The sequence below is a fragment of the Streptomyces sp. NPDC057099 genome (assembly GCF_042671245.1).
GTDB classification, from domain to species: Bacteria; Actinomycetota; Actinomycetes; order Streptomycetales; family Streptomycetaceae; genus Streptomyces; species Streptomyces purpurascens.
Window position 1 is genome coordinate 25,134 of record NZ_JBHUTX010000012.1, and the last position, 18,803, is coordinate 43,936.

20 protein-coding genes are annotated in these 18,803 nt (G+C 72.0%); 12 read left to right on the top strand and 8 right to left on the bottom strand.

Translation table 11 applies throughout. The features are described 5' to 3' along the window. The first annotated feature begins 95 nt into the window (after positions 1–95). From ACFT4A_RS17995 to ACFT4A_RS18025, 7 genes are all read left to right on the top strand, one after another. Positions 96–1,121, top strand: coding sequence for an alpha/beta hydrolase (locus ACFT4A_RS17995; RefSeq protein ID WP_382831146.1), 1,026 nt, complete (start codon positions 96–98; stop codon positions 1,119–1,121). Further along, entirely contained in the window at positions 1,114–2,322 is a 1,209-nt protein-coding gene (locus ACFT4A_RS18000) for an acyltransferase (protein WP_382831149.1), read from the top strand. Before ACFT4A_RS17995 ends, ACFT4A_RS18000 begins: the two co-directional genes overlap by 8 nt. Continuing rightward, positions 2,315–3,703, top strand: a complete 1,389-nt coding sequence (locus tag ACFT4A_RS18005) for a sensor histidine kinase (RefSeq protein WP_382831152.1) — start codon at positions 2,315–2,317, stop codon at positions 3,701–3,703. Before ACFT4A_RS18000 ends, ACFT4A_RS18005 begins: the two co-directional genes overlap by 8 nt. Beyond that, entirely contained in the window at positions 3,700–4,386 is a 687-nt protein-coding gene (locus ACFT4A_RS18010) for a response regulator (RefSeq protein WP_382831155.1), read from the top strand. The genes ACFT4A_RS18005 and ACFT4A_RS18010 overlap by 4 nt, the downstream gene beginning before the upstream one ends. A 98-nt stretch (positions 4,387–4,484) precedes the next feature. Next, positions 4,485–5,825: a sensor histidine kinase gene (locus tag ACFT4A_RS18015; RefSeq protein WP_382831158.1), complete on the top strand. Its 1,341-nt coding sequence runs from the start codon at positions 4,485–4,487 to the stop codon at positions 5,823–5,825. Then, positions 5,822–6,487, top strand: a complete 666-nt coding sequence (locus ACFT4A_RS18020; protein ID WP_189725722.1) for a response regulator transcription factor — start codon at positions 5,822–5,824, stop codon at positions 6,485–6,487. Before ACFT4A_RS18015 ends, ACFT4A_RS18020 begins: the two co-directional genes overlap by 4 nt. Positions 6,488–6,557: 70 nt before the next feature. Further along, positions 6,558–7,775, top strand: a complete 1,218-nt coding sequence (locus tag ACFT4A_RS18025) for a cytochrome P450 (RefSeq protein WP_382831162.1) — start codon at positions 6,558–6,560, stop codon at positions 7,773–7,775. Here the strand turns inward: ACFT4A_RS18025 and ACFT4A_RS18030 are convergent. From ACFT4A_RS18030 to ACFT4A_RS18040, 3 genes are read right to left on the bottom strand one after another with little or no spacing between them, the layout of a single operon-like run. Further along, positions 7,759–7,995, bottom strand: a complete 237-nt coding sequence (locus ACFT4A_RS18030; RefSeq protein ID WP_382831164.1) for a hypothetical protein — start codon at positions 7,993–7,995, stop codon at positions 7,759–7,761. The genes ACFT4A_RS18025 and ACFT4A_RS18030 overlap by 17 nt on opposite strands. Positions 7,996–8,041: 46 nt before the next feature. Beyond that, the gene (locus ACFT4A_RS18035) at positions 8,042–9,640 is read right to left on the bottom strand and encodes an ABC transporter permease (protein WP_382831165.1); all 1,599 of its coding nucleotides are present in this window, start codon (positions 9,638–9,640) and stop codon (positions 8,042–8,044) included. Then, positions 9,637–10,560 carry an ATP-binding cassette domain-containing protein gene (locus ACFT4A_RS18040; RefSeq protein WP_382831168.1) on the bottom strand — a complete coding sequence of 308 codons (924 nt, stop codon included), beginning with the start codon at positions 10,558–10,560 and terminating at the stop codon, positions 9,637–9,639. Before ACFT4A_RS18040 ends, ACFT4A_RS18035 begins: the two co-directional genes overlap by 4 nt. 74 nt (positions 10,561–10,634) lie before the next feature. On the opposite strand from ACFT4A_RS18040, the gene ACFT4A_RS18045 reads away from it, so the two are divergent. After that, on the top strand, positions 10,635–11,132 hold the full coding sequence (locus ACFT4A_RS18045) for a GbsR/MarR family transcriptional regulator (RefSeq protein WP_382831170.1): 498 nt from the start codon (positions 10,635–10,637) through the stop codon (positions 11,130–11,132). Between the two features lie 53 nt (positions 11,133–11,185). Next, positions 11,186–11,782 (top strand): Uma2 family endonuclease, encoded by a 597-nt coding sequence (locus tag ACFT4A_RS18050; protein ID WP_382831172.1) that lies wholly within the window; start codon positions 11,186–11,188, stop codon positions 11,780–11,782. A gap of 1 nt (position 11,783) precedes the next feature. Here the strand turns inward: ACFT4A_RS18050 and ACFT4A_RS18055 are convergent, their stop codons facing one another. Continuing rightward, the gene (locus tag ACFT4A_RS18055) at positions 11,784–12,665 is read right to left on the bottom strand and encodes a diacylglycerol kinase family protein (RefSeq protein ID WP_382831175.1); all 882 of its coding nucleotides are present in this window, start codon (positions 12,663–12,665) and stop codon (positions 11,784–11,786) included. Between the two features lie 185 nt (positions 12,666–12,850). On the opposite strand from ACFT4A_RS18055, the gene ACFT4A_RS18060 reads away from it, so the two are divergent. Continuing rightward, a complete protein-coding gene (locus tag ACFT4A_RS18060) occupies positions 12,851–14,134 on the top strand; it encodes an adenylosuccinate synthase (RefSeq protein ID WP_382587582.1) in 1,284 nt (427 codons plus the stop codon). A gap of 43 nt (positions 14,135–14,177) precedes the next feature. Here ACFT4A_RS18060 and ACFT4A_RS18065 read toward each other — a convergent pair whose 3' ends face one another. The 4 genes from ACFT4A_RS18065 to ACFT4A_RS18080 form a co-directional block, all read right to left on the bottom strand. Next, positions 14,178–14,396, bottom strand: coding sequence for a hypothetical protein (locus ACFT4A_RS18065; protein WP_382831178.1), 219 nt, complete (start codon positions 14,394–14,396; stop codon positions 14,178–14,180). 127 nt (positions 14,397–14,523) lie between these two features. After that, the gene (locus ACFT4A_RS18070) at positions 14,524–15,174 is read right to left on the bottom strand and encodes a hypothetical protein (RefSeq protein WP_376388725.1); all 651 of its coding nucleotides are present in this window, start codon (positions 15,172–15,174) and stop codon (positions 14,524–14,526) included. Positions 15,175–15,309: 135 nt separating this feature from the next. Further along, complete coding sequence (locus ACFT4A_RS18075) at positions 15,310–16,008, bottom strand: GntR family transcriptional regulator (RefSeq protein WP_382831180.1); 699 nt, start codon at positions 16,006–16,008, stop codon at positions 15,310–15,312. A gap of 145 nt (positions 16,009–16,153) precedes the next feature. Beyond that, a complete protein-coding gene (locus tag ACFT4A_RS18080) occupies positions 16,154–17,509 on the bottom strand; it encodes an aspartate aminotransferase family protein (protein ID WP_382831182.1) in 1,356 nt (451 codons plus the stop codon). Between the two features lie 226 nt (positions 17,510–17,735). On the opposite strand from ACFT4A_RS18080, the gene ACFT4A_RS18085 reads away from it, so the two are divergent. Next, positions 17,736–18,341 (top strand): type 1 glutamine amidotransferase family protein, encoded by a 606-nt coding sequence (locus ACFT4A_RS18085; RefSeq protein ID WP_382831184.1) that lies wholly within the window; start codon positions 17,736–17,738, stop codon positions 18,339–18,341. After that, entirely contained in the window at positions 18,338–18,796 is a 459-nt protein-coding gene (locus ACFT4A_RS18090) for a MarR family winged helix-turn-helix transcriptional regulator (RefSeq protein WP_382831186.1), read from the top strand. Before ACFT4A_RS18085 ends, ACFT4A_RS18090 begins: the two co-directional genes overlap by 4 nt. Positions 18,797–18,803: the final 7 nt, after the last annotated feature.

The following is an 18,803-nucleotide window of genomic DNA, read 5'->3' on the forward strand; positions in this document are numbered from 1 at the left end:
GTGAGTTCCTTGGTGGGACGCGGACGACGACTCCGGCTCCGTAACTTCCCTTCCGTGCAGACCCGATGGCCGGGTGCGCTGGAGGGGGAACGACCATGGGTCTCGCATCGAGGTACCGCCGTGACGGCGGCCGAGGCGACGGGGACGGCCCTGGCTTTCGGCGCCGCAGGGGCCGATGGCGCAGAGCCGCGCTCGCCGCCCTCGTCACCGGTGCGGTGGTTCTCCCCCTTTCCGGGGCGGCCCGGCCGGAGATCCCCGCTCCCGCACCCGCCTCCCTCGCTCCGCTCAGCGCGTCGACGCTGGACGAGGCGTACGCGGCCAACCGCGCCAACGCCGCCGAAGCGGCCCGGATGGCCGCGGGCCGTCACGACCGGGCCCGGGCCGCGACGGACCGTTCCCTGGCCGCCCCTTCCCGGCACCTGCTCGCCTTCGACGGCCGCGGCTCCGGCCGGGTCACGGAGGTCCTGGGCGACCTCCGCCGGGCCGACCGGATCGCGGTCCTGGTCCCCGGCTCCGACACCAGCCTCGACACCTACGGCCGGTTCCGCGCGGCCGCCGCCGCGCTGCACGGGCAGCTCGTCCGGCAGGCCCCGTCGGGCACGCGCACCGCGGTGGTGGCCTGGCTGGGCTACGAGACGCCGGGCACGGTCAGCACGACGGTCACCACGACCGGCAGGGCGGAGCAGGCGGCCCCGCGGCTGCGCGCCCTGGTCTCCGACCTGCGTGCCATAGCGGGCGACGGGCCGCGCATCTCGCTGCTGTGCCACTCGTACGGCTCGGTCGTCTGCGGGCGGGCCGCCGCCGGGCTCGCCGTCGACGACCTCGCGCTCGTCGGCAGCCCCGGCACCGGCGCGGACTCCGCCGCCGCCCTGCACACCCGGGCCCGCGTCTGGGCGGCCCTCGGCGGCGACGACTGGGTGGCGAACGTCCCGCATGTCAGCGCCGACCTGTTCGGCACCACCGTCGGCTTCGGCACCGACCCCGCCTCCCCGGCCTTCGGCGCCCGGGTCTTCGCGGCCGGCGACGGCGGCCACAGCGACTACTTCAGGCCCGGCACGGCCTCCCTGACCAACCTGACCCGGATCGTCCTGGGCGAGACCGAGGCGGTGACCCATGCCTGACATCGGCGTACGGGGTATCCGGCACGCGGTGCTGCGCGGCGCCGACCGCGTCGGTAGGGCCACCCCGGCCGACCGGGACCGGGCCGTGGACGCCCTGCGCGCCGCCGCGGTGCTCGGCGTCGTCCTCGGCCACTGGCTGGTCACGGCCCTGGTCTCCGACGGCAGCGCCCTGCGCACGGCGAGCCCGCTCAGGGACATGCCCTGGCTGACGCCCGTCTCCTGGCTGTTCCAGACCCTCGCCGTGTTCTTCCTGGTCGGCGGCCATGTCGCCACCCGCGGCTATGCCTCGGCCCGCGCCCGGGGCGTTCCGTACCACCGCTGGCTGACGGGCCGTCTGACCCGGTTGTTCAAGCCGGTCGCGGCCGTCCTCGGCCTGTGGACGGTCGCCGCGCTCGCCCTGCTGCTGTCGGGCGCCGAGTTCGGGACGGTCCGCACGCTGGTGAAGCTGGCCCTGTCACCCTTGTGGTTCCTCGTGGTGTTCGCCGTGCTGACGGCGGCGACCCCGTTGCTGACCCGGCTGAACCCACTGTGGCCGCTGGCCGTCGTACTGCACGTGGACCTTGTGCGGTTCGGCCTGGGCGGCCCCGCCTGGCTGGGCTGGGTGAACGTGGCGGCGGGCTGGATGGTGCCCTACACCCTGGGCGCGGCCTGGACCCGGGGCGAGCTGGAGGGCCGCCGCGCGGGCTGGGTCCTGCTCGGCTGCGGTGCGGCGGCGACCGCCGCGCTCGTCGTCTTCGCCGGCTACCCGGCGTCGATGGTCGGCGTACCGGGCGAGGGCATGTCCAACCTGGACCCGCCGACGCTGGCCGTCGTCACCTTCGGCCTGGCCCAGTGCGGTCTCGCCCTGCTGCTGCGCGAGCGGCTGCGCCGCGCGATGCGCCGGCCCGTGGCCTGGGCGGCGGTGGCGCTCGCCAACCTCTCCGCGATGACCATCTTCCTCTGGCACCAGACCGCCTTGATGGCCACGACGGCCACCGGCCTCCTCGCGGGCCGGCTCCCCGGGCTGCACACGCGGCCCGACGGGCTCGACTGGGTCGGGGCCCGGCTCCTGTGGCTTCCCGTGTTCGTCCTGGCCCTCGCGGTGTGCTGGGCGGCCTTCCGCTCCTTCGAACGGGGTGGCGACCCGGGCCGCCGGTCGCGGGTGGTGCGGACGCACCGTCCGTCCGGCCGGGGGACAGCGGCGAAGGCCCGCCATGTCTAGGCTGGGCCGCGTGACGGACACGGGGGTGGGCCGCGCGCTGCGAGCGCGTGTGGGGAGCTGGCTGCGCGTGCTGCGCGAGGACCTGTGGACCGTCCGGGCGGATCCGCTGCCGCCCTCCACCTGGCTGCGCTGGCTGCCGCACGGGCTGGTGTGCCTGGCCGCGTTCGGGGTCACGCTCGGTGGCACGGCCCAGCTCAACGACAACGGGCATCTGGACCCCGGAGACGCCTTCCTGCTCGCACTCGGGCAGGGCGTCGCCGTGGTCCTCGCGATGTGGCGGCCGATACCGGCCTGGTGGCTGTCGACGACGGCCACCGTGCTGGGCGCCGTCGCGGTGTACGCCCGGATCGAACCCGACTATTCGTTCACCTGGCCCTGGACCGCCGCGGGGATCGTCGCCCACCTGCTGGTCATGCTGCTGCTCGCGCTGCGGGTGCCCACCCGTGTCGCTGCGGAGGCGCTGGGCGTCACCGTGCTGGTCACCTGGGCCCTGGAGGGACTGACCGCCTCCGGGGTCCAGTACTCGCCCACCGGGGTGCTCGCGGTCTCCCTGTCCGCCGTCTTCGCGCTCCTCGGCACCGCCCTGCGCGGCCGCCGCGAGGCCCGCGCGGAACTCGTCGAGCAGACCACGCTCACCGCCGAGGAGCGCACCCGGCGCACCCTGCTGGAGGAGCGCAGCCGTATCGCGCGGGAGCTGCACGACGTGGTGGCCCACCACATGTCGGTCATCTCCATCCAGGCGCAGGTCGCCCCGCATCTCGTCGAGAACCCGCCCGACGAGCTCAAGGAGAACCTCGCGGGCATCCGGCAGAACGCCCTTGAGGCGCTGACCGAGCTGCGCCGGGTGCTGGGCGTGCTGCGCTCGGAACACCCCGGTCCGGGGGAGGCACCGCTCGGCCCGGGCGGCGTCACCGCCGACCACGCGCCGCAGCCCACCCTCGACCGGCTCGACGCGCTGGTGGAGAACACCCGGGCCGCCGGCCGCGAGGTCACCACCGAGATCAACGGCGAGCGGCGTCCGCTGCCGCCCGGCGTGGAGCTGTCGGCGTACCGGATCGTGCAGGAGGCCCTGAGCAACGTCCTGCGGCACGCGCCCGGCGCGAGCGCCAAGGTCCGTCTCACGTACCAGTCGGACGGGCTGGAGGTGGAGATAGTCAACTCCCGGCCGACGGGGCCCGCGTCGCCCTCGACGGGAGCGGGGCACGGACTGCTCGGCATGCGGGAGCGGGTCGCCATGCTCGGCGGCACCATGACCGCGCACCCGTGGCACTGGGACGGCTTCAAGGTCACCGCGTTCCTGCCGGACTCCCCTCCCGCCGACGCACCGGGCACCGACCAGATCACCTACCACTTCCCCGACCCCGAGGCAGGAACCCCATGACGAGCGGCGGCACCGGCGATCCCATCCGGGTTCTCATCGTCGACGACCAGGCGATGGTCCGGCAGGGCTTCACCGTGCTGCTCGGCATCCAGCCCGACATAGAGGTCGTCGGCGAGGCCCGGGAGGGCCGGGAAGCCGTGGCGAAGGCCGCCGAGACCGCCCCGGACGTCGTCCTCATGGACATCCGCATGCCCGGGGTCGGCGGTATCGAGGCCACCGAGCTGATCACGGCCGCGCACCCGGACATCAAGGTGCTGGTGCTCACCACCTTCGACCTCGACGAGTACGTGTACGACGCGCTGCGCGCCGGGGCCTCCGGGTTCCTGCTGAAGGACGCGTCGTCGGAGCAGCTCGCCGAGGCGGTGCGGGTGGTGGCGGCGGGGGAGGCGCTGCTCGCCCCGGCCATCACCCGCAAGCTGATCGCCGAGTTCTCCCGGCTGGACGACCGGCCCCGGGCCCCGCTCAAGGAACGGATCGGCGATCTGACCGAGCGGGAGACGGAGGTGCTCGCCCTGATCGCGCAGGGCCTGTCGAACGGAGAGATCGCCCGGCACCTCTTCGTCGCCGAGCAGACGGTGAAGACCCACGTGGGCCGGATCCTGGTGAAGCTGGGCCTCAGGGACCGGACGCAGGCGGCGGTGTTCGCGTACGAGTCGGGGCTGGTGCGGCCGTCGGGGTACTGAGGCCGCACCCCCGCGTTCCCGTAGTACCTGAGAGGGACCCCGAGGAACCCCTCTCACTGGGGACGACCGGGACCCGGGGTGCGCTTACCTTTCTGTACGTGACCGAGACGACTCACCTGCAGACCACGCCACCGGGGGACGGGGCCAAGCAGCACAGCCCGGAGTACCGGGTGGCGGTGGACTCCCTGCGCGGGCTGCGGCAGGACCTCATCCACGACGCCTTCTCCTACCGGCCACTGCCGCGCAGGAGCCCGGACGGGCGGTTCATCCGGCGGCTGCCCCGCCGCCTGCGGGCGTACGCGACCTGGACGCCGCACGCCCTGATCGCCCTGGCGGCCTTGATCGCCATGTTCACTGCCAGTGTCGAGACCGACGTCGCGGTGCTCCTGGTCGCACCACTGACCCTGCTTCCGGTCCTGGCGACCATGATCCGGCCGGTGGGGGCGTTCTGGCTGTCCATGCTCTCCACCCCGATCGTCGGAGTGCTCGACCGACGCTGGGGCGAATGGCCCTGGTCGGGCGGCAGCTTCGTCTGCCATCTGACCGTGCTGACGATCGTGGCGATGCGCACCAGGCCGCGCACGGCCGGGTGGATGTGGGCGCTGACGGCGCTTTACGCCCTCCTCGCGGACACCGGTATCGGCCCGCGGGACATGTACGGCAGCAACTCCGGCCCCATGCTGATCATCTCGGCGATGATCCTGCTCTGCGTCACCGTCCGGCACATCCGCCGGGACGCCGTGCAGGAGGTCACCGCCCAGCAGACGGTCACCGCGCACGAGCGCTCCCGCCGCACCCTGCTGGAGGAGCGCACGACGATCGCCCGTGAGCTGCACGACGTCGTCGCCCACCACATGTCGGTGGTCGCCATCCAGGCGGAGGCCGCGCCGTACCGGGTGGAGAACCCGCCGCCGGAGCTGGAGAAGGCCTTCGCCACGATCCGGGAGAACGCGGTGGCGGCCCTGACCGAACTGCGCCGCGTCCTGGGTGTCGTCCGCGCCGAGGACTACGAGGCCCCGGACGCCCCGCAGCCCACGCTCGCCGAGCTGGAGGGACTGCTGGCCAATGTGCGGGATGCCGGGCTGATCGTGGACAAGGCGGTGACCGGGGCGGTGCGCGAACTGCCCCAGGGCGTGGAGCTGTCGGCGTACCGCATCGTGCAGGAGGCGCTGAGCAACTCCCTGCGGCACGCGCCGGGCGCGACCGCCCGCGTCGAGATCGGCTACGTCCTCGGCGGGCTGGGCCTGCGTATAGTCAACGGCCCGCCGCCGAACCCGAGCCTGATCAAACCCTCGCCCGGTGCCGGGCACGGCATCACCGGCATGCGGGAGCGGGTGTCGATGCTGAACGGCGAGATGACGGCGGGCCGCACGGACGACGGAGGCTACGAGGTGGCGGTGTTCCTTCCGGTCGCCCTGCCGGACGAGGGTGACGCATGACCATTCGCGTACTGATCGCGGACGACCAGATGATGGTGCGCGAGGGCTTCTCGGTCCTGCTGAACGCGATGCCGGACATCGAGGTCGTCGGCGAGGCGGTGAACGGCCGGGAGGCCGTCGCGAAGGTCCGCGAACTCGCCCCGGACGTCGTGCTGATGGACATCCGCATGCCCGAGCTGAACGGCATCGAGGCGACCCGCGAGATCGTCGCCGCCGACGGCGCGGCGAAGGTGCTGGTGCTCACCACCTTCGACCTCGACGAGTACGTGTACCAGGCGCTGCGCGCGGGAGCCTCCGGCTTCCTCCTCAAGGACGCCTCGGCCCGCCAGCTCGCCGACGGGGTGCGGATCGTGTCCACCGGGGAGGCCCTGTTGGCCCCCTCGGTGACCAGGCGTCTGATCACCGAGTTCTCCAAGCTCTCCGAGACCCCGCGCCTGATGCCCTCCGCGCAGGCGGCGTACGGGGACCTCACCGAGCGGGAGACGGAGGTGCTGGTCCTGATCGCGCAGGGCCTGTCGAACGCGGAGATCGCCGAGCGGCTGGTGGTCGCCGAGTCGACGATCAAGACGCATGTCAGCCGCATCCTGGTCAAGCTCGGCCTCCGGGACCGCACCCAGGCGGCGGTGTTCGCGTACGAGGCACGGCTGGTGACGCCGGGCTAGCCGGGGGTCGGGGGCCGTTCGTGTCGGAACACCCCTGGTCGGAGACGGGGATCCGGGCTAGCGTCCGTCCATGGCAGCTGCTTTCGACCTCGCGTTCGACCCGTGGGACCCGGCGTTCCTCGCCGACCCGTACCCCGCCTACGCCGAGCTGCGGGCCAAGGGCCGCGTGCACTACTACGAGCCCACGAACCAGTGGCTCGTCCCGCACCACGCGGACGTCTCGGCCCTGCTGCGCGACCGGCGCCTGGGCCGGACGTACCAGCACCGCTTCACGCACGAGGAGTTCGGCCGCACCGCGCCGCCGCAGGAGCACGAGCCGTTCCACACGCTCAACGACCACGGGATGCTCGACCTGGAGCCGCCGGACCACACCCGGATCCGGCGCCTGGTCTCGAAGGCGTTCACCCCGCGCACGGTGGAGCGGCTGAAGCCGTATGTGCGGGGCCTGGCGGACGACCTGGCGTCGGCGCTGGTGGCGGCCGGCGGAGGGGATCTGCTCACGGACGTGGCGGAACCCCTCCCCGTCGCGGTGATCGCCGAGATGCTCGGCATCCCGGAGTCCGACCGGGCCCCGCTGCGCCCCTGGTCGGCGGACATCTGCGGGATGTACGAGCTGAACCCGTCCGAGGAGACGGCGGCGAAGGCGGTCAGGGCGTCGGTCGAGTTCTCCGACTACCTGCGGGAACTGATCGCGGCCCGCCGCAAGGAACCCGGCGACGACCTCGTCTCGGGCCTCATCGAGGCACACGACGAGGGCGACCGCCTCACCGAGCAGGAGATGATCTCGACGGCGGTCCTCCTCCTGAACGCCGGCCACGAGGCCACGGTGAACTCCACGGTCAACGGCTGGTACGCCCTCTTCCGCAACGAGGCCCAACTGGCGGCCCTGCGCGCGGACCACACCCTCGTCCCCTCCGCCGTCGAAGAACTGATGCGCTACGACACCCCGCTCCAGCTCTTCGAACGCTGGGTCCTGGACGACATCGAGATCGCCGGCACGACGATCCCGCGCGGCGCGGAGATCGCCATGCTCTTCGGCTCCGCCAACCACGACCCGACGGTGTTCGAGAACCCGTCCCACCTCGACCTGACCCGCACGGACAACCCGCACATCTCCTTCAGCGCGGGCATCCACTACTGCATCGGCGCGCCGTTGGCCCGGATCGAGCTGGCGGCCTCCATGACGGCCCTCCTGGAGAAGGCCCCGGCGCTGCGCCTCGCCGAGGAGCCGCAGCGGAAGCCGAACTTCGTGATCCGAGGGCTGGAGGGGCTCAGCGTCGCGGTCTGAAAGGATCCCTGAGACGCCGGACCAGGGCCCAGACCGCCAGGGCGGCGGCGACCCCGCCGAGGACCGCCAGGGGCAGCTCGGCGTAGAGCACGCTCCAGTCCGGGGCCGCCTCGAACCGCCACAGCCGCTCCCGGACGCCGACGGCCCACACCGCGAGCCCCGCGCCCGCCCCGACGACCGCGCTCAGACAACCGGCTGCGGCCTGCGTACGTTGTCCCATGCCCGGCATGGACGTACGCGGGCCGCCGCGCAGTTCCGGCCGTCGCTCAGGTCGTCATGTCCCGGCGCCGCAACCCCGCCAGCCCGGCGGCCACCAGCACCACGGCCAGCCCCAGCAGGACCAGCACCGGCCGCCACTCCATGGATCCTCCCGGCAGCTTCGGCAGATGCCCGAAGGGCGACAGGTCCAGCACCGCCTGCGGCACGTCCAGCGCGGGTCCGACCCAGCCGATCAGCAGGACCGCTCCGGCGACGCCCCAGGCCGCCGCTGCCGCCCGGGGCAGTACGCCGATCAGCAGGACCGCGAGGCCGCCGATCACCCAGATCGCCGGGAGCTGCACCAGGCACGCCCCCAGGATCGGCCCGATGTCCTTGCCGTAGCCGAGGGCGAAGCCCAGGCCGGCCAGCAGCATCAGGAGCGCCGCACCGCCGAAGGCGATCACCAGATGCCCGGCGGCCCACCGCAGCCGTCCGACCGCGTTCGCCAGGACCGGTTCCGCCCGGCCCGACGTCTCCTCGCCGTGCAGGCGCAGCACCGACGCCACGATGTACAGGGCCGCGACCAGGCCGAGCATGCCGACCATCGACGCCAGGAACGCGTCCGTCAGGCCGGACCGGCCGCCCATCCGCTCGAAGATCCGCCGGGCACCGGCGTTGTCGCCGACCAGGTCGGCCGCGCCCTCGGTCATGCCGCCGTAGACGACCCCGGCGAGGAGGAAGCCGATGCTCCAGCCCAGCACACCGCCCCGCTGCAACCGCCAGGCGAGCGCGCCCGCGCTGCCCAGGCGGCCGGTGGCCGGGCCCGGCCGGGTGGGCAGGAAGCTCATGCCGATGTCCCTGCGGCCGGCCAGCCCGTAGGCCATCGCGCCCTGGAGCAGGACCGCCCCGGCGAGCAGCGCCAGTACCCACCAGCGTTCGTCCGCGTACGGCCGCAGGTTCTCCAGCCAGCCGAGCGGCGACAGCCACGTCATCGGCGACGAGCCGTCGTTGCTCGCCGAGTCGCCCGCCGCGCGCAGCACGAACGCCGTGCCCAGCACCGCCGCCGTCAGCCCACGGGCCAGCCGCGCGCTCTCCGTCAGCTGGGCGACGATCGCCGCCATCGTGGCGAAGACCATCCCGACTCCGGCGATCCCGAGGCCCAGCGCCAGGGCCCCGGCCGCGCCGTGGCCGGCCAGTCCGGCCGTGACCAGCAGGGCCAGGACCGCGTTGGCGACCGCCGCCGCCAGCAGGGCCGAGGTGAGGGAGGCCCGGCGGCCCACCATCCCGGACGCGACCAGCTCCTGACGGCCGCTCTCCTCCTCGTCCCGGGTGTGCCGTACGACGACCAGCAGGCTCATCACGGCGGCCAGGGCGCCCGCGTAGACGCCGACCCGCCAGGCCGTCAGGGCACCGATCGAGTCGTCGAAGACCGGGCCGATCATCGCGCGCAGCGAGGAGTTGCCGGCCATCTGCCGGATCAGGTCGGCGCGTTCGGCCGGGGTGCCGTACAGGCCCTCCAGCGTGCCCGGCATGGAGAGGACCATCAGGGCGTTGACCCCGATCCACACCGGGATCATCAGCCGGTCGCGGCGCAGCGCGAACCGCAACAGCGTGCCCGTCCCGGCCAGCTGGCGTGAGCTGCCGGGCCGCACCGCGAAGGTCGTCATCGGGCCGCCGCCTCTGCCGTCTCTGCCGTCTCGTCCGCCTCGTCCTGGTAGTGCCGCAGGAACAGTTCCTCCAGCGTCGGCGGCGTCGACGTCAGCGACCGCACACCCGACTCGGACAACGACCGCAGTACGGCGTCCAGCCGGTCGGACTCGACCTGGAGCCGGACGCGACGGCCCTGGACGTCGAGGCCGTGGACGCCGGGCAGCTCCGCGAGTCCGTTCGGCGGCCCGGCGAGTTCGGCCGTCACGCTCGTACGCGTCAGATGGCGCAGCTCGGCGAGCGACCCGGTCTCGACCGTACGGCCCTTGCGGATGATGCTCACCCGGTCGCACAGCTCCTCGACCTCGCTGAGGATGTGGGAGGAGAGCAGGATCGTGCGCCCCCGCTCGCGCTCCTCGGCGACGCACCGCTGGAAGACCTCCTCCATCAGCGGATCCAGGCCCGAGGTCGGCTCGTCCAGGATCAGCAGGTCGACGTCCGAGGCGAACGCGGCGACCAGGGCGACCTTCTGCCGGTTGCCCTTGGAGTACGTACGGCCCTTCTTGGTGGGGTCGAGCTCGAAGCGCTCGATCAGTTCCGCCCGGCGCGCGGGGTCGAGTCCTCCGCGCAGCCGGCCGTAGAGGTCGATGACCTCGCCGCCGGAGAGGTTGCGCCACAGCGTCACGTCCCCCGGGACGTAGGCGATACGACGGTGCGCCTCGACCGCGTCCGTCCACGGGTCGCGGCCGAGCACCTGCGCGGCGCCCGAGTCGGCGCGCAGCAGGCCGAGCAGGACACGGATGGTGGTGGACTTGCCGGCGCCGTTGGGGCCGAGGAAGCCGTGGACCTCGCCGGAGGCGACCTCCAGATCGAGCCCGTCGAGTGCGTGCGTCCGTCCGAAGGACTTGTGCAGTCCGGAGACGGTGATGGCCTTCGTCATGCTTCAGAAGGTACGCTTTCTTCAGAAATTTGTGAAGTTAAGGAACCGTATGAATCGTGGATAGGATGAACCGCATGACGGAATCAGCCGGGAGCGGCCGGGACACGGAGGCCGTGTCGAGGTTCGTGGAGTCCTTCGCGGCGCAGCTCGTCGAGGCCGGCATGCCGCGGATGCCCGCCCGGGTCTTCGCCGCGCTGCTCGCCTCCGACGAGGGTTCGATGACCTCCGCCGAACTGGGGGACCAGCTGCGCATCAGCCCCGCCGCGGTGTCCGGCGCGGTGCGCTACCTGGCCCAGACGCACATGGTCTCCCGCGAACGCGAGCCCGGTTCCCGCCGCGAGCGCTACCGGGTCCACGGCGACCAGTGGTACGAGGCCCTCACCAACCGCGAGGCCGTCCTCAAGCGCTGGGAAGGCGCCCTCCGCGAAGGCGTCACCAGCCTCGGCCACGACACCCCGGCCGGCCGCCGCCTCTCCGAGACCCTCGCGTTCTTCGAGTTCCTCCAGGGAGAGGTCGAGGCGATGATGGCGCGCTGGCGGGAGCACAGGGAGAAGACGTTCGGGCCGGAGTGACCATCCGACTACACTGGGTGGCGGATGGCTCGCATCCAAGGGGAGGGCGCATCATGACAGTCATGGCAGAGCGACCGACGATAAGCGGTGCCGAGTCCAGCAGCTTCCAGGAACTGCTGGACATCCTCGACGAGCTGCGCCTGCGCGACGGCTTCAAGGCCGAAATCATCAGGGGGAAGATCGTTGTGTCGCCGTGGTCGCAGGGCTACTACCACCGCGTCATGGAGCTGGTGTGTGAACAGCTGCGGCCGCATCTCCTTCCAGGGCACCGCATCAGTTGTGGCCCGTTCCTGTACGTCTTTCCAGGCGACGAGCGGGCGTACGGACCGGACATCCACGCCGCGCCCGGGCGCGTGTTCGAGACCACGAGCAACCGGCTGGACGGTGAGGCCTTGTCCTTCGTCGCCGAACTGACATCCAGCAGCACCCGGGATGACGACCTGACCGACAAGGTCGAGGTCTACGGACGAGCAGGCGTCCCCGTCTACCTGCTCCTCGACATGCAGGAGGAGCAGGCCACGGTCCTGTGGACGCCGTCCGCCAAGGGGTACGAGTCGCGCATCACCCGGCCGTTCGGCGAGAAGCTTCCCATCCCCGCCCCCTTCGACTGTCTGCTGGACACCGCCGGATTCCAGGCCCCCGAAAGCTGATTCACGACACCGCCGCCGGCACCGTCAGCCCCCAGGCCCCCTCCCGCACCCTCCACGTCCGGGTCCGGACCGGTCCCGAGACCGCCGTGTCCGCCCGGTAGCGGAAATGGGCTCCCGAGACGGTCACCGTGCGGCCCTGGGCGAGGAGAGGGGAGGCCTCGGCGCCCACCGAGACCGGTCTGACCTCCACCGACGCGATGCCCGCGGGGCCCGGTGCCACCGAGACCGCCTCGACCGGCTGGTTCAGGTCGACGAGGGTCTCCCCGTCCACCTCGACCCGCAGCCGGGACGGCCCGGGCTCCGGCCCGGCGGTGAGCCGGGACGGCCGGCCTGCCGGTACCAGGGTCCGGACCAGGGACTGGCAGGTCCGCAGCCACGGACGGCCTGTCTCCGGATCCTCGGCCTGGGACATCTCGCCCTCGGCCGCCGGGAAGGGCGAGAGGGGCGGTATGCGCAGCGCGCCGAGCACCACCCCGTCGCTGTCGTCGACCATCAGGTCCATCCGCCGCTCGACCCCGTCGAGCACCGCCCGCGCCGCGGCCACCGTCCCCGTCGGCACCCCCAGCGAACGCGCGAGGGACATGACGCCCCCGACCGGCACCACCGACAGCGCGCACCCCGCCAGCTCCCGATGCCGGTGCAGCAGCGACACCGCGCGGATCAGGGCCCGGTCGTCGCCCACCACCACGGGACGCCGCGAGCCCCGCCGGGCCAGCGCCCGGGCGAACTCCTCCGGCCCCTCCGGCAGGCACACCTTCGTGCCGGCACCCCCGCTGAGCACGTCTTTCGCGATCCGTACGGACTCGTTGTCCGTCCGGCGTGCGATCGGGTCTATGACCACCAGCAGCTGCTCGGACGTCGGAGAAGTCGCCACCTCGGCCATGCCTCGCTTCCTCGGGTAGCATCTTTGTGCAAGAGCCCCTTGCGCTATTGCGCCAGGGGCTTCGTCTATTCCGGGGCATCCGGTCCGACGGTTGGCGGCCAACGGCGGTCGCGGTGCACGCGGTGGTACACCGCCGCGTTCGCCCTCGACCATGGACATGCCCCGCCCGGAAGGGGTGTACGCGCGTGCCCGCACTTGTGCTGCTCGGTGCTCAGTGGGGTGACGAAGGCAAGGGAAAGGCCACCGACCTGCTCGGTGGATCCGTGGACTATGTAGTGCGCTACCAGGGCGGCAACAACGCCGGCCACACGGTCGTCGTAGGCGACCAGAAGTACGCACTGCACCTCCTCCCTTCCGGAATCCTGTCTCCCGGCTGTACGCCGGTCATCGGTAACGGTGTCGTCGTCGACCCGTCGGTCCTGCTCTCCGAGCTGAGCGGTCTGAACGAGCGTGGTGTCGACACCTCCAAGCTCCTCCTCAGCGGCAACGCGCACATCATCACGCCGTACAACGTCACGGTCGACAAGGTGACGGAGCGCTTCCTCGGAAAGCGCAAGATCGGCACGACCGGGCGCGGCATCGGCCCGACCTACGCGGACAAGATCAACCGCGTCGGTATCCGTGTGCAGGACCTCTACGACGAGTCGATCCTCACGCAGAAGGTCGAGGCGGCCCTCGACATCAAGAACCAGGTCCTCACCAAGCTCTACAACCGGCGCGCGATCGCCGTGGACCAGGTGGTCGAGGAGCTGCTGGCCTACGCCGAGAAGCTCCGCCCGTACGTCGCCGACACGGTCCTGGTCCTGAACCAGGCCCTGGAGGACGACAAGGTGGTCCTCTTCGAGGGCGGCCAGGGCACGCTCCTCGACATCGACCACGGCACGTACCCCTTCGTCACCTCCTCGAACCCGACCGCGGGCGGCGCCTGCACCGGCGCCGGCGTGGGCCCGACGAAGATCAGCCGGGTCATCGGCATCCTCAAGGCCTACACGACCCGTGTCGGCGCGGGCCCGTTCCCGACGGAGCTCTTCGACGAGGACGGCGAGGCCCTGCGCCGCATCGGCGGCGAGCGCGGTGTCACCACCGGCCGTGACCGCCGCTGTGGCTGGTTCGACGCCGTCATCGCCCGGTACGCCACCCGCGTCAACGGCCTGACGGACTTCTTCCTCACCAAGCTCGACGTCCTCACCGGCTGGGAGCAGATCCCGGTCTGCGTGGCGTACGAGATCGACGGCAAGCGCGTCGAGGAGCTCCCGTACTCCCAGACCGACTTCCACCACGCGAAGCCGGTCTACGAGATGCTGCCGGGCTGGAACGAGGACATCAGCAAGGCCAAGTCCTTCTCCGACCTGCCGAAGAACGCCCAGGCCTACGTCAAGGCGCTGGAGGAGATGTCGGGCGCCCCGATCTCCGCGATCGGCGTGGGCCCGGGCCGGGACGAGACGATCGAGATCAACTCGTTCCTGTAGAACGCCTGCTGCTGCGGCCGGTGACCCGAGGGGCGACCCTTGGTCACCGGCCGAGCTGTGCCGCCAGTTCCCGGACGAGGTGATAGCCGCCGGCCAGGTCGATGCCGGTGCGTTCGCGGAGCAGCTTGACGGCCTGGATGTCCGAGTCGCGCCTGTCCTGGCGCAGTTCGTCCGCCAACTCCGCGACCAGCGGGGCGTCCGCCTCCCGCAGGGCGTCCAGCGCCTGGCGGTGCGTGGTGGGCAGGGTGCCTCCCCCGACCATCAGATCCAGGGCCAGCGAGCCGGTGAGCAGGTTCAGGCGCCTCCTGCTCGACCGTTGTGATCATCGCGGTCAGGCGGGCTTGCTCACTCGTCATGGACGCACCTTCCGATCGGCTCCTGCTCCGCCCTCAGCTGAAGACGATCATCGACCCCTGCGCCAGGCTCCGTGTCACGGCCGCGTGCAACCCGAGCCAGACGTGCCGTTCGCGGGCGAACGGGCTGGGGTCGTACGGGGCGGGGACGGCGGGTTCCTCCAGCTCCGTGGGGGCCAGGGGGGCCTGGGGCGCGGCCGGGGGGTTGGCCGGGTCGATGCCCAGGGCGGGGGCGACCGTCTCCAGCTCCCGCAGCAGGGCGTGCGAGGAGCCCAGTGGGCCGCCGCCCGCGAGCAGATCGTCGTCGGCGAGCGGGCTGGGGAAGTCGACGGGGACGTACGCGCCCGCGTGGTCGTAGTGCCACACGAGATGCGACTGCTGGGCCGTCGACTCGAACATCTCCAGCAACTGCTCGTAGTCGCCGCCGAGTTCGTCCACGGGCGTCACCGGCAGGCCGCACACCTGGAGCAGATAGGCGCGGCGCAGGAAGTGCAGCGCGTCGTAGTCGAAGCCCGCGACCGGGGCGACCTCGCCGGACAGGCCCGGCATGTACTGGTACACCGGCACCGGCGGCAACCCGGCCTCGGCGAGCACCTTGTTGTATTGCGCGAGTTCCTCGGCGAACGGGTTGTCCGGCGTGTGGCACAAGACGTCGACGAGCGGTACCAGCCACAGGTCACAGGCCAAAGAAGGCTCCTCGCTCAGCTCAGCGGTCGGGTGGCGTCGGGTAGCACGGTGGTCAGGGAAGCGTATCGGTGCGGCACGGCAGAGGCTCCTGTCGTGCATGTCCCATACCCATACGGACAGCTGCGACGCAGGCAGTCAGGAGGCAAGGCGCTCGATCAGGGCCAGCGAGTGGGAGTTGTAGCCGGCGATGATCGACCGGGCCGTGACGGTGTCCTGGGCGGCCAGGGCGTCGACCAGCGCGGTGTGGCCGGCCCACAGCTCGCCGCGCAGGTCGGGGAGCCGGCGCAGATGCTGCACCGCGCCCACCCAGGTCTGGACGCGCAGCCGGTGCAGGAAGTCGCCCAGATACGGGTTGCCGAAGAGCGCGGCGAGTTCGCGCCAGTAGCGCAGGTCGTAGCCGATGAGGACGGTGAGGTCACCGGCCCCCGCCGCCCGCTGGGCCTCCTCGCCACGCCGCCGGACCCCGGCGAGCACGGCGGCGACCCGTGGGTCGTCGGGCTGGAGGGAGGCCCGCTGCCCGGAGGTGAGGGCGTGGAACATCCCCTCGATGACCAGGTCGCGGGCCTCGATCATGCCGCGGAAGTCCTCGGCCGAGTACTCGTGGACCCGGAAGCCGCGGTGCTGGTCGGCGTCGAGGAGCCCCTGGGCGGAGAGGTCGACCAGGGCCTCGCGCACCGGCGTCGCGGACACCCCGTACTGCTCGGCTATCTCCTTGACCGTGAACTCCTGACCCGGCTGGAGTCGTCCGGCCAGCACCTCGTCACGAAGCGCGTCCGCGATCTGCTGGCGCAGGGTGCTGCGCGTCACGGCGCCGTTGCCGGTGCTGCCGGGCATGGTCAGGGCGTCTCCCTCGTCGCGTTCGGGTGGCGTGCACGTATATGTATGTCTACGAGCACGCCACCTTACGCGTTCGAATGAGGCGCGAGGTTGTCGGCTACTGACGGGTTTACAGCTGTTTACTCTCCTGTTCGGCCCCGGTCTAGGCCGTGTACTCGTCCGCCACCGACAGCGCCGTGTCCAGGACCGCGAGGCCTTCCTTCAGCTCCGCCTCGCTGATGTTGCAGGGCGGCACCACATGCGTCCGGTTCATGTTCACGAACGGCCACAGCCCGCCGCCCTTCGCGGCGGCGGCGAAGGCGGCCATCGGCGCGTTCGCCTCCCCGGCCGCGTTGTACGGCACCAGCGGCTCGCGCGTCTCCTTGTTCCGCACCAGCTCCAGCGCCCAGAACATGCCGGCGCCGCGCACCTCGCCGACGCTCGGGTGCCGCTCGGCGAGCGCGTGCAGCTCCGGCCCGACGACGGACGCGCCCAGCCGGGCCGCGTTCTCGACGATGCCCTCCTCCGCCATGACGTTGATCGTCGCGACGGCGGCCGCGCAGGCCAGCGGGTGCCCGGAGTAGGTCAGACCGCCGGGGTAGGGCCGCTTCCCGAAGGTCTCCGCGATCGCGCCGGAGATCGCGACACCGCCCAGCGGCACATAGCCGCTGTTCACGCCCTTCGCGAAGGTCAGCAGGTCGGGCGTGACGTCGAACAGGTCGGCCGCGAACCACTCACCGGTGCGTCCGAACCCGGCCATGACCTCGTCCAGGACGAAGACGATCCCGTACTTGTCGCAGATCTCGCGCACACCGGCGAGGTAGCCGGGCGGCGGGACCATGATCCCGGCCGTGCCCGGGATCGTCTCCAGGATGATCGCCGCGACGGTCGAGGGCCCCTCGAAGGCGATCGTCGTCTCCAGGTGCTCCAGCGCCCGCGCGCACTCCTGCTCCTCGGTCTCGGCGTAGAAGCGGGTGCGGTAGAGATAGGGCGCCCAGAAGTGCACGACCCCGGCCGTGCCGCTGTCGGAGGCCCAGCGGCGCGGGTCGCCGGTGAGGTTCACGGCCTGCTGTGTGCCGCCGTGGTACGAGCGGTACGCCGAGAGCACCTTGGGGCGTCCGGTGTGCAGCCGGGCCATGCGGATGGCGTGCTCGACGGCGTCGGCGCCGCCGTTGGTGAAGAAGATCTTGTCCAGGTCGCCGGGGGTCCGCTCGGCGATCAGCCGTGCCGCCTCCGACCGCGCCTCGATCGCGAACGCGGGCGCGAACGTCGTCATCTTCGCCGCCTGCTCCTGGATCGCGGCGACGACCTCGGGGTGCTGGTAGCCGATGTTCGTGTAGACGAGCCCACTGGAGAAGTCGAGGTAGCGGCGGCCGTCGTAGTCCCAGAAGTGCGACCCCTCCGCGCCGGCGACGGCGAGCGGGTCGATGAGTTCCTGGGCGGACCAGGAGTGGAACACATGGTCACGGTCGGCGGCCTTGACGGCGGCACCGGCTTCGGGGTTCGGCTGAGGGGTCATGCGGGCGAGCGTAGGCATGCGGAGTGCGCGCGGGAAATCGGCGTCGTGTGTGAGGTCTGGGGGTTTCCGCGACAGGTTGTCGACGGGGAGGTGTCCCACGAGGTCTCACACGAGGTCTCACACGAGGTCTCACACGAGGTCTCACACGGAGGACCTTCCCACGGATATTGACAGCATGCTGCCTAATCGACAGTATGTTGTCATACACGGAACTCCAGGAGGAGCCATGAGCGCCAAGCCCGTCCATCTCGCCGTCTACGACACCCTCGCCGACTGGGAGACCGGCCACGCCACGGCCCACCTCGCCCGCGCCGGCCACACCATCCGCACGGTCGGCCCGTCCACGGCCCCGGTCACCAGCATCGGCGGGCTGCGCATCCAGCCCGACACGGCGCTGGACGACGTACGCCCCGAGGACAGCGCCCTGCTGATCCTCCCGGGCGCCGACCTCTGGGACACGAGCGACGACCTCGCGCCCTTCGCCCGCAAGGCCCGGGCGTTCCTGGAAGCGGGCGTGCCGGTCGCCGCGATCTGCGGGGCCACCGCCGGACTGGCCCGGGAGGGCCTGCTCGACGACCGCGACCACACCAGCGCCGTCTCCTTCTACCTGGCCGCGACCGGCTACGCGGGCGGCGAGCGCTACGTCGAGACCGACGCCGTCACCGACGGCCCCCTGGTCACCGCCGGCCCGACCGAGCCCGTCGCCTTCGCCCGGGAGATCCTCCGGCTGCTCGGGGTCTACGAGGGTGAGGTGCTCGACGCCTGGTACCGGCTGTTCCACGACTCCGACGCGGCGGCGTACGCGGTGCTGGAGAAGGCCGGCGCGCTGTGAGCCGGGAGCGCCAGGACCTGTTCAGCCGCAGCGCCCTCGGAGTCTTCAGGCTCAACGGCCAGTTCCTCGCCGTCGCGGAGGAACTGGCCCGGCCCGCCGGGCTCACCGCCGCCTGGTGGCAGGTGCTCGGCGCGGTCCTCGGCGAGCCGCTGCCCGTCTCCGGCATCGCCCGCGCCATGGGCATCACCCGGCAGAGCGTGCAGCGCATCGCCGACCTGCTGGTGGAACGCGGCCTCGCCGAGTACCGGCCGAACCCCGCGCACCGCCGCGCCAAGCTCCTCGCACCGACCGAGGAGGGGCGCGCGGCGATCGCCCGGATCGAACCCGGACACGCGGCCTTCGCCGACCGGCTCGCCCAGGAGTTCGGGGAGGCGGAACTGGCGGAGGCGGTGCGGCTCTTGGAACGCCTGTCCACCGTGCTCGACCAGGTGGGTCCGCCTGTTACGGAACCGTAGAGTTCGC